General features: G+C 55.0%; 11 protein-coding genes. All 11 read left to right on the top strand.

The features are described from left to right. Positions 1-6 precede the first annotated feature (6 nt). The 11 genes from ABJ99_RS14985 (at position 7) to ABJ99_RS14935 (ending at position 14,786) form a co-directional block, all read left to right on the top strand. Complete coding sequence (locus ABJ99_RS14985) at positions 7-618, top strand: 50S ribosomal protein L25/general stress protein Ctc (RefSeq protein WP_054086458.1); 612 nt, start codon at positions 7-9, stop codon at positions 616-618. A gap of 163 nt (positions 619-781) precedes the next feature. Further along, positions 782-1,366, top strand: coding sequence for an aminoacyl-tRNA hydrolase (gene pth / locus ABJ99_RS14980; protein ID WP_007252562.1), 585 nt, complete (start codon positions 782-784; stop codon positions 1,364-1,366). A gap of 21 nt (positions 1,367-1,387) precedes the next feature. Continuing rightward, positions 1,388-2,488: a redox-regulated ATPase YchF gene (ychF, locus tag ABJ99_RS14975; RefSeq protein WP_007252561.1), complete on the top strand. Its 1,101-nt coding sequence runs from the start codon at positions 1,388-1,390 to the stop codon at positions 2,486-2,488. Positions 2,489-2,796: 308 nt separating this feature from the next. Then, entirely contained in the window at positions 2,797-3,870 is a 1,074-nt protein-coding gene (gene rfbB, locus ABJ99_RS14970; RefSeq protein WP_054086457.1) for a dTDP-glucose 4,6-dehydratase, read from the top strand. Continuing rightward, a complete protein-coding gene (gene rfbD / locus ABJ99_RS14965) occupies positions 3,870-4,775 on the top strand; it encodes a dTDP-4-dehydrorhamnose reductase (RefSeq protein WP_054086456.1) in 906 nt (301 codons plus the stop codon). The genes rfbB and rfbD overlap by 1 nt, the downstream gene beginning before the upstream one ends. Further along, positions 4,772-5,662: a glucose-1-phosphate thymidylyltransferase RfbA gene (rfbA, locus tag ABJ99_RS14960; RefSeq protein WP_054086455.1), complete on the top strand. Its 891-nt coding sequence runs from the start codon at positions 4,772-4,774 to the stop codon at positions 5,660-5,662. The genes rfbD and rfbA overlap by 4 nt, the downstream gene beginning before the upstream one ends. Before the next feature lie 42 nt (positions 5,663-5,704). Further along, positions 5,705-6,634, top strand: a complete 930-nt coding sequence (locus ABJ99_RS14955; protein WP_054086454.1) for a glycosyltransferase family 2 protein — start codon at positions 5,705-5,707, stop codon at positions 6,632-6,634. A gap of 660 nt (positions 6,635-7,294) precedes the next feature. Further along, positions 7,295-7,840 (top strand): dTDP-4-dehydrorhamnose 3,5-epimerase, encoded by a 546-nt coding sequence (gene rfbC / locus ABJ99_RS14950; RefSeq protein WP_054086453.1) that lies wholly within the window; start codon positions 7,295-7,297, stop codon positions 7,838-7,840. Further along, positions 7,840-8,667: an ABC transporter permease gene (locus ABJ99_RS14945; protein WP_054086452.1), complete on the top strand. Its 828-nt coding sequence runs from the start codon at positions 7,840-7,842 to the stop codon at positions 8,665-8,667. Before rfbC ends, ABJ99_RS14945 begins: the two co-directional genes overlap by 1 nt. Beyond that, entirely contained in the window at positions 8,657-10,024 is a 1,368-nt protein-coding gene (locus ABJ99_RS14940; protein ID WP_054086451.1) for an ABC transporter ATP-binding protein, read from the top strand. Before ABJ99_RS14945 ends, ABJ99_RS14940 begins: the two co-directional genes overlap by 11 nt. Further along, complete coding sequence (locus tag ABJ99_RS14935; RefSeq protein WP_054086450.1) at positions 10,017-14,786, top strand: glycosyltransferase; 4,770 nt, start codon at positions 10,017-10,019, stop codon at positions 14,784-14,786. Before ABJ99_RS14940 ends, ABJ99_RS14935 begins: the two co-directional genes overlap by 8 nt. Positions 14,787-14,794 lie beyond the last annotated feature (8 nt).

The raw sequence follows: 14,794 nt of genomic DNA, 5'->3' as shown, positions 1-14,794 counted from the left end.
TACAACATGAACGAATTTACCCTGAATGCAGAACAGCGTTCCGACCTGGGGAAAGGTGCGAGCCGCCGCCTGCGTCGTCTCGCTAGCCTGGTTCCAGCTGTAGTCTACGGTGGCGACAAAGCCCCTGAGTCCATCAGCATGCTGGCCAAAGAAGTTGCCAAACTGCTCGAAAACGACGCGGCTTACAGCCACATCATCGAGCTGAACGTTGGCGGCCAGAAGCAGAACGTCATCATCAAGGCACTGCAACGCCACCCAGCCAAAGGTCACGTGATGCACGCTGACTTCGTGCGCGTTATTGCCGGTCAGAAACTGACCGCAATCGTACCGATCCACTTCGTGAACGAAGAAGCTCCAGTCAAGAAAGGCGGCGAGATTTCGCACACTACCACTGAACTGGAAGTGACCTGCCTGCCGAAAGACCTGCCTGAGTTCATCGAAGTTGACCTGGGCGCGCTGGAAGTTGGTGACAACGTTCACCTGTCCGATCTGAAAGCACCTAAAGGCGTAGAGTTCGTTGCACTGGCACACGGCAACGATCTGGCAATCGCCAACGTCCACGCACCGCGTATCGTTGCTGATGAAACCGAAGAAGGTGAAGAAGGCGCTGCCGAGTAATCATTTACTTGGCAACGTCGGAGTTGCTCAGGAAACACCGCGAGCGATAGCAGGCAAAGCGGGCGGAATCGCGGAGTTTACATCATGGTAAATGAGCAATTTTCGTCTCCATTGCCGCTGTCGCCAGCGGTCTAACCCCAACTCCAAAGGAAGAGCCCCTGTCGTGACCGCCATACAACTGATCGTGGGCCTGGGAAATCCAGGTGCTGAATACGAACAGACCCGGCATAACGCAGGGGCTCTTTTCGTTGAGCGTATTGCTGCGGCGCAACGAGTCAATCTCGTTCCCGAGCGCAAATTCTTTGGCCTGACCGGACGCTTCGCGCATCAGGGTCAGGATGTTCGTCTGCTGATTCCCACCACCTACATGAACCGCAGCGGCCAGGCCGTCGCGGCACTCGCCGGTTTCTACCGGATTCCGGTGGAGTCGATTCTGGTGGCACATGACGAACTCGATCTGCCTCCGGGCGTTGCCAAACTCAAAACGGGCGGCGGCCACGGCGGTCATAACGGGCTGCGCGACATCATTGCGCAGCTCGGCAATCAGAACACATTTCATCGCTTGCGGCTTGGCATAGGCCATCCGGGCGATGCCAGCAAGGTATCCGGTTTTGTTCTGGGTCGAGCGCCACGCGCCGAACAGGAAAAACTGGACGCCAGTATCGACTTTGCCCTCGGCGTGCTGCCGGATATCTTCGCCGGTGAATGGAACCGGGCGATGAAAAACCTGCACAGCCAGAAGGCCTGACATCACTCGAGGGGAAACACCATGGGATTCAATTGCGGCATCGTCGGCCTGCCTAACGTCGGCAAGTCCACCCTGTTCAACGCCCTGACCAAATCCGGTATTGCGGCCGAGAACTTCCCCTTCTGCACCATCGAGCCGAACAGCGGCATCGTGCCGATGCCTGATCCACGCCTCGCGGCCCTGGCAGCCATCGTCAACCCGAAACGCATCCTGCCAACCACCATGGAGTTCGTCGACATCGCCGGCCTCGTGGCAGGCGCCTCGAAAGGCGAAGGCCTGGGCAACAAGTTTCTCGCCAACATCCGCGAGACCGATGCCATCGCCCACGTCGTGCGCTGCTTCGAAGATGAAAACGTGATTCACGTCTCCAATAGCGTCGACCCCAAGCGCGACATCGAGATCATCGACCTCGAGCTGATCTTCGCCGACCTCGACAGCTGTGAAAAGCAGCTGCAAAAGGTCGCACGCAACGCCAAGGGTGGCGACAAGGACGCAGTGGTCCAGAAAGGCCTGCTTGAGCAACTGATTGCCCACTTCAGCGAAGGCAAGCCTGCGCGCAGCCTGATGAAGAGCATGAGCAACGATGAGAAAGTCGTCATTCGTGGCTTTCACCTGCTGACCACCAAGCCGGTCATGTACATTGCCAACGTCGCCGAAGACGGCTTCGAGAACAACCCGCTGCTGGACGTCGTACGCGCCATCGCCGAAGAAGAAGGCGCGATGCTGGTACCGGTCTGCAACAAGATCGAAGCAGAAATCGCCGAGCTCGATGACGGCGAAGAGAAAGACATGTTCCTCGAAGCCCTGGGCCTGGAAGAACCCGGCCTGAACCGCGTGATCCGCGCCGGCTACGAAATGCTCCACTTGCAGACCTACTTCACCGCCGGCGTTGAAGAGGTCCGCGCCTGGACCGTTCGCGTTGGTGCTACCGCCCCTCAGGCCGCCGGCGTGATCCATACTGACTTCGAAAAAGGCTTCATCCGTGCCGAAGTCGTGGCCTATGACGACTTCATCCAGTTCAAGGGCGAGGCCGGTGCCAAGGAAGCCGGTAAATGGCGTCTGGAAGGCAAGGAATACATCGTCAAAGACGGCGATGTGATGCATTTCAGGTTTAACGTCTAAGCCACAGGCAGCATCCTGAGGTCTCTCGACGACAGCGGCCACCTCTCTTGCAAAAGCCCCTTTATCAGGGGCTTTTTGCTTTTTCATGCAGGGCCATGATGAAACCTGCGACACGATTGCAGGCGTCCTCAAATTTTTTGATGGGGATGTCTACCTTTCTATGTAAAATATCGTTTTTAATCATTGCTCATCCACGCCACTCTAAACATTCATGTTTAACGCAAGCAGATGTCTCGAAGACGGCGACTGATAGCGATTGTTTCCACGGACCGGGCAAAGCCTTGTCATAACCCAAGGTAGATACTCTTTTGAAGATCTTAGTAACAGGCGGTGCTGGCTTCATCGGTTCGGCGGTCATTCGGCACATCATTGCCAATACAACCGATTCCGTCGTCAACGTCGACAAGCTTACCTATGCGGGTAACCTTGAATCACTTCAGTCGGCCGATCAAAGCGAGCGTTATGCTTTCGAACACGTCGATATCTGCAACCGTGAAGATCTGGATCGGGTTTTCAAAGAGCATCAGCCCGATGCCATCATGCACCTGGCAGCCGAGTCCCATGTCGATCGCTCGATCACAGGCCCTTCGGAATTCATCCAGACCAACATCATCGGCACTTATACGCTGCTGGAAGCCGCACGTGGCTACTGGAATCAGCTCGACGAGGCGCGCAAGGCCGCTTTCCGCTTCCATCACATTTCGACCGATGAAGTGTATGGCGATCTGGAAGGTCCGGAAGATCTCTTCACTGAAACAACCCCTTACCAGCCAAGCTCGCCCTACTCGGCCAGCAAAGCCAGTTCAGACCATCTGGTACGTGCCTGGAGCCGCACCTATGGCTTGCCTGCACTGGTAACCAACTGCTCGAACAACTACGGCCCGTGCCATTTCCCCGAGAAGCTGATCCCGCTGATCATCCTCAATGCGCTGGAAGGCAAGCCGCTGCCCATTTACGGGAAAGGCGATCAGGTACGTGACTGGCTGTACGTCGAAGACCATGCCCGCGCGCTTTACAAAGTCGTGACCGAAGGCAAGATCGGCGAGACTTACAACATCGGTGGTCACAACGAGAAGCAGAACCTCGAAGTAGTACACGCTGTCTGCGCCCTTCTCGATCAACTGCGTCCGGATTCCGCTCATCTTCCGCATGCAAGCCTGATCACCTATGTTCAGGATCGCCCGGGCCACGATCTACGCTACGCGATCGACGCCAGCAAAATCCAGCGCGAGCTGGGCTGGGTGCCGGAAGAAAGCTTCGAATCAGGGATTCGCAAGACTGTGCAGTGGTATCTCGATAACCCTGAATGGGTAGCTCACGTCAAAAGCGGAAGCTACCAGCAGTGGATCGACAAGAACTACACAGCACGCGCCGATAAATGATGAGGATTCTTCTGCTGGGTAAAAACGGCCAGGTCGGCTGGGAGCTGCAACGTTCGCTCGCGGTAGTGGGCGAAGTGATTGCGCTTGATCGTCATACGGTTTCGACGACCTACGGCGATCTGACCGGCGATCTGTCTGACCTGGACGGCTTGCGCAAAACCATTCGCAGCGTTCAGCCCCAGGTTATCGTTAATGCTGCAGCCTATACCGCCGTCGACAAGGCCGAAACCGAGCAAGCGCTCGCGCACACGGTCAATGCGCTGGCAAGTCAGGTCTTGGCAGAAGAGGCCCTCACGCTGGACGCGCTGCTGGTTCATTACTCGACCGACTACGTGTTCGACGGTACGGGAAGCGTTGCCTGGAAAGAAAGCGACGCGGTGTCTCCGGTCAACTATTACGGTGCAACCAAGCTAGAAGGTGAGCACCTGATTGCCGCGTCAGGCTGCAAACATCTGATTTTCCGTACCAGTTGGGTGTACGCGGCACGCGGCAACAACTTTGCCAAAACCATGCTGCGGCTTGCAAAAGACCGCCCGACGCTCAGTGTGATCGCCGATCAGATTGGCGCACCTACAGGTGCGGAGCTGCTGGCCGACATAGCGACGGCGGCGCTGCAGCAAACACTGGCAAGGCCGGAGCTTTGTGGCATTTATCATCTGGCACCCGCCGGTGAGGTGTCATGGCATGCCTATGCGCAGTACGTTATTGATTTCGCCCGCGCCAACGGGGAACCCTTGGCGGTGGAAACGATCAACCCCATCGGCACGACCGAATACCCGACACCCGCGCGACGCCCTCTGAATTCGCGTCTGAACACAGAAAAGCTGCGCCGCAATTTTTCGCTGCACCTGCCTGACTGGCAAAGTGGTGTAGCCCGAATGCTCATGGAAACTCTGAATAAATGACCACCATCAATCGTAAAGGCATCATCCTGGCCGGCGGCTCGGGCACTCGTCTGCACCCGCTTACCCTTGGCGTATCCAAGCAGATGCTGCCCATCTACGACAAACCAATGATTTTCTACCCGCTGTCGGTGCTGATGCTGGCGGGTATGCGTGAAGTCTTGATCATCTCCACGCCAGAAGATCTGCCTAGCTTCCGTAAATTGCTGGGCGACGGCAGCCAATATGGCATTGAGCTGACTTACGCCGAGCAACCTACACCGGATGGCCTGGCACAAGCATTCATCATCGGAGAAGAGTTCATCGGCAAGGATCCTTGCTGCCTGATTCTGGGCGACAACATCTTCTATGGTCAGCACTTCTCCGACAACCTGCGCTCCGCCAGCCAGCAGACCACCGGTGCCACTGTCTTCGGTTATCACGTTTCTGACCCGGAGCGCTTCGGTGTTGTCGAGTTCGACGAAACCGGACGCGCACTGAGCATCGAAGAGAAACCTGCGGCACCGAAGTCGAGCTACGCGGTAACAGGCCTGTACTTCTACGACAATCAGGTTGTCGAAATCGCGAAGAACATCAAACCTTCCGAGCGCGGCGAACTGGAAATCACCGATGTGAACCGTGCTTACCTGGAACAGAAGAGCCTGACTGTAGAGATTCTGGGTCGTGGCTTTGCGTGGCTCGACACCGGCACTCACGAGTCGCTGCTGGAAGCGAGCCATTTCGTTCATACCATCGAGCAGCGTCAGGGCTGGAAAGTGGCCTGCCTGGAAGAGATCGCCTACACCAACGGCTGGATCACCGCCGCTCAGTTGGGTGAGCAAGCGCAGAAACTGAAGAAAACCGGCTACGGGCAGTATCTGCAGAAGCTGCTCGATCTGGGCTCGTTCTAACGCTCTAAACCTCTATTCACGTACCGCAAGGCTGCGAACAGTATGTCATCTGTTTTTCCAAAGGTAGCCGTGCTACTGGCCGCCTATAACGGTATGGCGTGGATAGAGGCGCAACTTGATTCCCTCCTGAAGCAGACGAATGTCTGCGTCAGCGTGTTCATCAGTGTCGACACTTCCAGCGACGGCACTGAGGCATGGTGTGCCGATTATGCGCAGCACCATCCAAGCGTTACCCTGTTGCCGCCCGCCGGACGATTTGGCGGAGCGTCACGCAATTTCTTTCGCTTGATTAGGGATGTCGACTTCTCTTCTTTTGATTATGTCGCCTTCTCCGATCAGGATGATATCTGGCATCACGACAAGCTCGGGCGTGCGGTATCAACCTTGGCGTCCGGCGAGCATGACGCCTACTCAAGTAACGTCATCGCCTTCTGGCCCGATGGACAGCGAGTATTGCTGGACAAGGCTCAGCCTCAGGTTCGATGGGACCACATGTTCGAAGCGGCCGGGCCTGGTTGCACATACGTGCTGAACCGCTCACTCGCGGATGCTTTCAAGTTATCGCTCGTTTCACACTGGGACGCAGCTCAGGCCGTCAGCCTGCATGACTGGTACTGCTACGCATTTGCACGCAGTCATGACTTTCGATGGTTCATTGATCCGGCACCCGGTCTGGACTATCGCCAACACGCTGATAATCAGGTCGGCGCCAATACCGGACTCGCCCCGCTCGTCTCGCGCCTGAGAAAAATCGCTGACGGATGGTGGGCAGGGCAAGTTTTGCTGATTGGCCATCTGACTGGAGGCGGCGAGCTGCTTTTTAGGGGGGGGGAAACGGGCACACGGTCGCTGTTTCTCAAGCTCGCCTTCAAGGCAGGGCAATGCCGCAGAAGGCCTCGGGACAAGATTTTATTCGTTATTGCCTGTCTTGCAGCCATGCTGAATAAACCTGAACGGCGAAACAATCACTAGCTCCACCTCCGCCTCGGTCAAAGCGAACCGCCCTCGATACGCCCCCACGTCAGCTATCGCAACACGTTGAAAATAAAGACTTTAAATTGCTCTGCATGACTATACTCACGCATTAATGAAGTGCGGTCGGTGCGCAGCCATCGCTTAATTTCATGGGTGCTGAATGTTCTACAGCAGCGGCATATGTTAATGTGCAGGCCTTTGTTTTCTGTATCAGAAGCTCAACCTGTCGGCTAGCCGGGTAAACGGAACCAGAGCCGAAAGGCAGGGTCACTTGTACCGCCCGGCCAAGGATGAAAATGACTTGCATAGCCTGCGTGATCATGAAGTCGAATACCGGGTGCACTTTATTTCGTGAAACAGTCCTGCAATGAACGTCTCGCGTGACTCATCGTTGGAACCTACTTCGGAAAAATTACAAATAGACGATGCCTGCCCCACGCCCCGCAGTAATAAAGGCCTACCTCCTTATCCAGCGCAGTCACTTTCCGCCCAGGTGGCCAGTCTATGGTCCACCGCGATGCCAGTGAGCCCGGATATCGCAGAACGCCTTTCCCTGGCGCTACCCAATTCCATGGCCCAGGCGTCTTCCAATAGACGCCTGCACCAGCCAGGGCCGCATGAGCAGGCCCTGATGAGCATTTCGGAGATACGTTACATATGAATGCAACACGCCTCGCCATTCCAGACGTCATCGTATTCGAACCTAAAACCTTCGGCGATGATCGCGGTTTTTTCTTTGAAAGCTTTAATCAGAAGGCATTCGAAGAGGTCGTTGGCCGATCGGTCAAATTTGTTCAGGACAATCACTCTCGCTCTGTGAAAGGCGTTCTTCGCGGTTTGCATTATCAAATTCAGCAACCGCAGGGCAAGCTTGTCAGAGTGACCGCGGGCGAAGTATTCGATGTTGCCGTCGATCTGCGTAAAAGCTCACCGACATTCGGCAAATGGGTGGGCCTGCATCTCACCGCCGAAAACAAAAAACAGCTGTGGATTCCGGAAGGCTTTGCTCACGGTTTCGTCGTTTTCTCCGAAAGTGCCGAGTTTCTTTATAAAACCACTGACTACTGGGCTCCGGAACATGAGCGCAGCCTCGCCTGGAACGATCCGACTGTGAACATCGAGTGGCCGCTCAGCGATGCGCCCTCCCTGTCCGTCAAAGACCAGAAAGCCGTCACATTCGAAGATGCTGAGGTGTTCGCTTAATGAACCCTCATAAAACCCCTTCGGCCGGCCCTGTACGCCTGGTCGCCAGTTTGTGGACAAACCGGTCATTGATCTCGCAAATGACCAGGCGCGAAGTTATTGGCCGTTATCGCGGCTCGGTGATGGGCCTGGCCTGGTCATTCTTCAATCCGGTGTTGATGCTCGCGGTCTACACCTTCGTTTTTTCCGAAATTTTCAGCGCGCGCTGGGTCGGTGTAGACACCGGCAAAGGCGGCTTCGCCATTCTTCTGTTTGTCGGCATGATTGTGCATGGCTTGTTTGCGGAGTGTGCCAACAGGGCGCCTTCTCTGGTGATGAGCAACAGCAACTACGTCAAGAAAGTGGTTTTCCCGCTGGAGATCCTCCCGGTCATCACCTTGGGCTCGGCGCTTTTCCACAGTTGCATCAGTCTGGTCGTGCTGGTGATCGCACAGTTGCTGATCTCGCACACACTCTTCTGGACCGCGCTACTGTTCCCGCTGATTCTGGTGCCGCTCATTCTGGGCACACTGGGTATCAGCTGGTTTCTCGCATCCCTGGGCGTGTACTTGCGCGATGTCGGCCATGTCATTACGGTTCTGACAACCGTTCTGCTATTCCTCTCGCCGGTTCTTTACCCGGTGGCCGCGCTTCCTGAAGTGTATCGTCCATGGCTGCAAATGAACCCGCTCACCTACATTATCGAAGAAAGCCGCAGCGTGCTGCTGTTCGGTAACCTCCCCCATTGGGATAGCCTGGGTATCGCCATTGTCGTTGGCGCAGCGATTGCTGCCATGGGGTTCTGGTTCTTCCAAAAAACACGTAAAGGATTCGCTGATGTCATCTGATCAACCGGTTATCAGCGTACAAAACGTCTCGAAGTGTTTTTACACCTACGACAAGCCCCACGACCGCCTGAAACAGGCACTGGTGCCAAGATTCCAACGCTGGTCGGGCCAAGAGTCGATCACTACGTATGGCAAGGAATTCTGGGCGTTGCGCGATATCAGCTTTGATGTCGCCAAAGGCGAAACGGTCGGTATCGTCGGTCGCAACGGCTCTGGCAAATCCACCCTGCTGCAGATCATTTGCGGCACATTGAGCCCCACTATCGGTGAGATTCATACCCGTGGCCGGGTCGCTGCGTTGCTGGAACTGGGCTCGGGCTTCAATCCCGAGTTCACCGGCCGTGAAAACGTCTACCTCAACGCGGCAGTGCTGGGCCTGACACACGACGAAGTGGACGAACGCTTTGACGCGATCGCAGGGTTTGCCGACATCGGCGAGTTCCTTGATCAACCCGTCAAGTCTTACTCGAGCGGCATGGCCGTGCGCCTGGCGTTTGCCGTTCAGGCGCAAGTTGATCCTGAAATTCTCGTTGTGGATGAAGCGCTCTCCGTTGGCGATGCCCGGTTTCAGGCCAAATGCTTCGAGCGTTTGAGGCAATTGAAAGAAAACGGCACGAGCATTCTGTTGGTCACTCACTCCAGCGAACAGGTTGTCACCCACTGTAATCGTGGCATTTTGCTGGAAAAGAGCCGGATCGAAATGATTGGCGAGTCGCGCCCGGTCATTAATCGTTATACCGATATTCTGTTCGGACGCGACAAGAGCCCTATCACTGACAAGAGCCTGGACCTTGCCGAAGCAGAGCGCGTGGAAGTTGCGCCAACCGAAGCCGACAAGATTGCGCTTCGGTTCGATGAGGATGTGTACGCCAGCCGGCCTGGCTATAACCCTCATGAATACCGCTGGGGAGATGGCGCGGCAACGCTTCTCGACTTCCATATGAGCGCAGCGGGACAGGAATTCCCTAATAGTGTCGAGTCAGGTATGGAAATCGTGCTTGATCTGGCACTGGAGTTCAACCGCACCGTCGTCAACCCGATTATCGGTTTTACGATCAAGACCAAAGAGGGTGTGACCGTCTACGGCACTAACACGTACATGCAGGATTGTGAGGGCACAGGCCTCATCGGCAGTGCCGGCAACCAGGCAAAGGCCCGCGTGAAATTCAGAAACGCACTGGCGACGGGGGATTATTTCATATCCATCGGTATTGCCTCCCGGCAAGGCGAAGACATCGTGCCCCACGACAGGCGCTATGACTCCATACATTTCGTTGTAGAACCCACTCCTAAGCTTCTGGGCCTGATAGACCTGGGTGCCGTCATGGAAATTGAACCGGTAATTGTCGATGTTTGAACTTGATAGATACGGCTATTCCCTTGATGCCGGCACAGGGGTCTGGGTACGCTCCGATTATCAGGGCATTGCTTACAGCGATGGAGACAATTCCGAAAACGAATTGGCCAGGATCGTGCGTGAAGCAGAAGATGTCTCAGTCCTGTCCAGTGAGCTTCCGCTCTATTGCACTGACTGGCCCAAGCTGTATCACCTGACGTCGAGCCGGGGGAATATCTTCCGCCCGTTCGAACACCTTTTGAAAGGTAAGTCAGTTCTTGAAATAGGAGCAGGTTGCGGCGCAATCAGCCGTTATCTTGGCGAAGCCGGAGCCACGGTCCTGTGCCTGGAAGGCAGCCCGCGCCGCGCCGCTATCGCCGCGAGCAGAACTCGCGACCTGGACAACATCACAGTGCTCGCCGAACGGTTTGACGACTTGAAAGTCGAGCAACAGTTCGATGTCGTCACCCTCATCGGGGTGCTTGAATACGCCAGCATGTTCAGCGCCGACGCTGACCCGGCTTTCGGCATGCTGAGCCGCGTGCGAAAATTGCTCAAACCTGACGGCCATCTGTTCATCGCCATCGAGAATCAGCTGGGCCTGAAATACTTTGCAGGCGCGCCGGAAGATCACGTAGGTGTCGCGATGTATGGCATTGAAGGACGCTATGTAGATCGGCAACCGAAAACGTTTGGTCGAAAAGAGCTTCAGGCGCTTGTTGCCCGTGCAGGGTTCAAGGCGTCGGACTTTCTATCCCCCTACCCCGATTACAAGATTCCGAACTCGATCATTACTGAAAGAGGCTTCAGATCCGAAGACTTCGATGCGGCTGCGCTGGCTTGCCAGAACACTCGAAAAGACCCGCAATTACCGGTCAACACCACATTCAATCTGGAAAGAGCCTGGCCTGTCGTCATCGATAACCACCTGGGTATGGAGCTCGCCAACTCGTTCCTCGTAGTTGCGTCATGCTTGGCGGAGCACGTTGTGCCGGAGGACGTCCTTGCGTATCACTACAGCACGGGACGTAATGCCGAGTATTGCAAAGCAACCGTTTTCGTCGAGACACCCGACGGCATCGAAGTTCGCTACCATCGACTCAGCAGCGGTGCGGTTCCAGAAAGCCCAGAGGATGCACACCGGTTCATTCTTCCCGAGGCACACGGTTATGCCAAAGGCTTGCTGCTCAGTCTGAAGTTCTTTGAGGCCGCCACAACACATCACTGGAACGTCGCGACGTTTACGCCGTTTCTGTCCTTGTATGTGGAAAGCCTGGAAAAGCTTCTCGCAGCGGAAGGCCATGCGATTGCACTTGATCATGTGCAAGCGCGCCTGCCGGGTCACTATATAGATGCCGTGGCACAAAACATCATTCTGGATAGCGAGGGTCGGCCGCACCTGATCGATATCGAATGGGAAATGGTCGAGGGTGTCGAACTCGGTCATTTGTTGATGCGCGGGCTGTTACTGCTGATCGCCAATGCAGTCCCTTTCCACTCGACTGCGACCATGATCAGCAGGCGCGACTTCATTATCCAGTTGCTGGACAGTGTTGACCTCACGGTCACGGATGAAGATCTCGACCGATATGCCGCGCTTGAAGCCCTGTTTCAAGAAAAAGTGACCGGTCGTGAGGCCGCAAGCTTCCTGAACTGGGCACCCGACGCAACGATCCAGAAAACCGGTTCTCAGATAAACGAAATACCTAAAGTCGCAACGCTCTATCTGGGCGATGCCGAAGGCGGCTTCACTGAGGACCGAACAAAGAAGCAGCGGGTACACGATGGCTTTCAGACCGTCATTTTCGAGGTCCCGGCATCGGCAAGGTGTGCGTCGTTACGTTTCGATCCGATAAACATTCGACAATCTTTCTCGATCAGCGCCGTTAAAATCTACAGCACGAATGCAGAACGCTGGACATGGTTTGACAGCGCCGAGTCGCCACTGACAGCCGCAGGCGTTACAGCATTTTCAAGTGATGCCAACGGCACCCTGTTCATGGCGCTGAATGATGACCCGCACGTAATGTTGCCGGTCGATCTCCGCAAGCTGGTTAAAGGTAAATCGTTCAAAGTACAGATTTCCTTTACGCTGCTCACGGAAAGTGAGGTCGCCGCCAGACTTGTTCAACAGGAAGAAGAACTCAAACAGGCGCTCGAAACGACCTCGGATCAGAACCTGAAAGAACACTCGGCCCTCGAAGCAATCGAAGCGGCCAATCTGGCGGAGCAAGAGAATCATCGTCTCGCGCTGGCGAATATCGAACTTGAAAACCTGTCCGCTCAGGAACGTCATCGCCTGGCGCTGATGGAGCTGGAAACAGCAAATGCGACCCTTCAGGAAAGCCACAGCCTGGCACTGACAGAACTGGAAACGGCCAGTGAGACGCTCCAGGAAAGCCACAGTCGTGCGCTGGCGGAACTTGAGGCTGAAAAGCGGGCAATGCAAGAGGCCCATCAGCAAGAGCGGGAGGCACTCGAGGCGCAAAATCTCGCTAATCAGGAAAGTTATCGGCTCAAGCTGATGGAGGCTGAAAGCGAACACCTGGCGGCGCTGGAAGCACACCGTACTGAGGTCATGGGGCTCAAGACCGACAATCTGACGTTGCAGGAAAATCATCACCTGACGCTGACGGAGCTCGAAGCCAGGCATCTGGCGCTGAAAGAAAGCCATCACCTTGAGTTGACACGCCTCGAAGCCGAAACGTTGACGCTGCAACAGAATCAGCGCCGTGAAGTTACAGGGCTTGAAAGCAAAAATGTCACGTTGATGGAAAAACACCGGCTGGAGCTGGAAGCCAAAGACACGCATATTCATAACCTGAATTTGAATATCATTTCGATGCAGTCCTCTTATAGCTGGATGATAACGGCGCCCTTGCGAAAGGTGGCAAAAGCACTCTTGAGACTCAAGAGCAATCTGACTTCGCTACCGTTGATCATACGACGCGGCGGAGGGTTGTTCAGCACAACGAAAAAAGCGTATCGCGTATGGCGAGCGAGAGGCATTGCTGGCGTTATTGCTCAGGCTCGGTGGGCCAAAGGTGCAGCAGCGACAGGCGCGTATGGTAACAGGCATGACTATGCTCTCTGGGTGAAGAAATACGACACCCTGAACGATGAAAAAATCAGTCTGATCAACGATGACATAGCCCGCTGGGACGATAGCCCGGTTATTTCAATTATTATGCCTGTCTATAACCCACCGCTGGAGTTGCTGCGTGAAGCCGTCGAGAGCGTTCGCGAGCAGCTGTATCCGCAGTGGGAGCTTTGCCTGGCCGACGATGCATCAACTGATCAGGAAGTTATTGATTATCTGAAGTCGTTGAGCGCACTGGATGAGCGGATCAAGATCGTCTTTCGGGAACACAATGGGCATATCTCAGCGGCCAGCAACTCAGCCCTCGACGTGGCTACAGGCGAATTTGTCGCGCTGATGGATAACGATGATCTGCTGCCCCGACACGCACTTTATTGGGTGGCCCGAACGATTCGTGAAAATCCGGATGCAGGGCTCATTTATTCTGATGAAGACAAAATCAGTACTGATGGCACGCGCAGCTCGCCTCACTTCAAATCAGACTGGAATGAGTTTTTGTTTCGCTCCCAGAATATGGTCTGCCACCTCGGTGCCTACCGGAGAGATCTGATCAACGAAGTCGGGCAATTCCGTGTCGGCTTTGAAGGTGCTCAGGATTATGACCTGGCGCTACGTTGTGTAGAAAAGCTACAGCGAAATCAGATAATTCACATCCCTCGTGTGCTCTATCACTGGCGCATACACGCCGGCAGCACCGCGATGGCTGGCGATGAAAAACCCTACGCGGCATTGGCTGGTGTGAAGGCGCTGGATGAGCACCTGGAACGCAAAGGCGGAGTCGGAATCGCCGAGCTGTCTTCTCTGGGTATGTATCGTGTTCACTACGCACTGCCTGCGTCGCCGCCGCTGGTGAGCCTGATAATTCCAACCCGGAATGCCCATGCCCTCGTCAAACAGTGCATAGACAGTATAAAACGTCTCACGACGTACACTCATTACGAGATCATTCTGATAGACAACTGCTCTGACGAGCCGGAATCGCTCGAGTATTTTGCTCAGCTTTATCAGGAAGAGAATATTCGCGTCATGCGCGATGAAGGTCCATTCAATTACTCGGCGCTCAACAATGCGGCAGTGCGCATTGCGAATGGTGAACTGATCGGGCTTATCAATAACGATATTGAGGTCATCTCGCCTGAATGGTTGAGCGAAATGGTGTCGATCGCCCTGCAACCCGGGGTTGGAGCAGTAGGTGCGCGTCTCTGGTATCCCGATGATAGACTCCAGCACGGTGGTGTTATTACCGGCTTGGGCGGCGTTGCTGGCCACTCCCATAAAAACCTGCCAAAAGGCGCACCTGGCTATTTCTGCAGAGCAGAGTTGATTCAGGAATTGTCAGCAGTCACAGCAGCCTGTCTGATTATCAAAAAATCAACGTTTGAGCAGGTCGGTGGGCTAGAAGAGGAGCATTTGAAAATTGCTTTCAACGATGTGGACTTCTGCCTCAAGGTCAGAGAAGCGGGCTATGTCAACGTCTGGACGCCCTTTGCGGAGCTGTACCACCATGAGTCGGCGACTCGTGGCCTGGAAGACACACCGCAAAAACAGGCGCGGTTTACGAAAGAAATCGAATACATCAAATCACGATGGCCTGATATTCAAGCTGACTATGCCTATAGCCCGAACCTGACGTTGGATTACGAAGATTTTAGTATGGCGTGGCCACCTAGAATAACGGCATAGCAGCGAAT

Source organism: Pseudomonas syringae pv. cilantro, from assembly GCF_001293775.1.
Classification (GTDB): domain Bacteria; phylum Pseudomonadota; class Gammaproteobacteria; order Pseudomonadales; family Pseudomonadaceae; genus Aquipseudomonas; species Aquipseudomonas syringae_P.
The sequence above is the reverse complement of the archived record's forward strand: the minus strand, read 5'-3'. Positions and strand labels throughout refer to the sequence as shown.

Excerpts from the sequence above, each read along its gene's own strand:
- ABJ99_RS14935 (WP_054086450.1), top strand. The coding sequence starts at position 10,017 with ATGTTTGAACTTGATAGATACGGCTATTCCCTTGATGCCGGCACAGGG.
- ABJ99_RS14955 (WP_054086454.1), top strand. The coding sequence starts at position 5,705 with ATGTCATCTGTTTTTCCAAAGGTAGCCGTGCTACTGGCCGCCTATAAC.
- rfbD (WP_054086456.1), top strand. The coding sequence starts at position 3,870 with ATGAGGATTCTTCTGCTGGGTAAAAACGGCCAGGTCGGCTGGGAGCTG.
- ABJ99_RS14940 (WP_054086451.1), top strand. The coding sequence starts at position 8,657 with ATGTCATCTGATCAACCGGTTATCAGCGTACAAAACGTCTCGAAGTGT.
- ABJ99_RS14945 (WP_054086452.1), top strand. The coding sequence starts at position 7,840 with ATGAACCCTCATAAAACCCCTTCGGCCGGCCCTGTACGCCTGGTCGCC.
- rfbC (WP_054086453.1), top strand. The coding sequence starts at position 7,295 with ATGAATGCAACACGCCTCGCCATTCCAGACGTCATCGTATTCGAACCT.
- rfbA (WP_054086455.1), top strand. The coding sequence starts at position 4,772 with ATGACCACCATCAATCGTAAAGGCATCATCCTGGCCGGCGGCTCGGGC.
- ychF (WP_007252561.1), top strand. The coding sequence starts at position 1,388 with ATGGGATTCAATTGCGGCATCGTCGGCCTGCCTAACGTCGGCAAGTCC.
- ABJ99_RS14985 (WP_054086458.1), top strand. The coding sequence starts at position 7 with ATGAACGAATTTACCCTGAATGCAGAACAGCGTTCCGACCTGGGGAAA.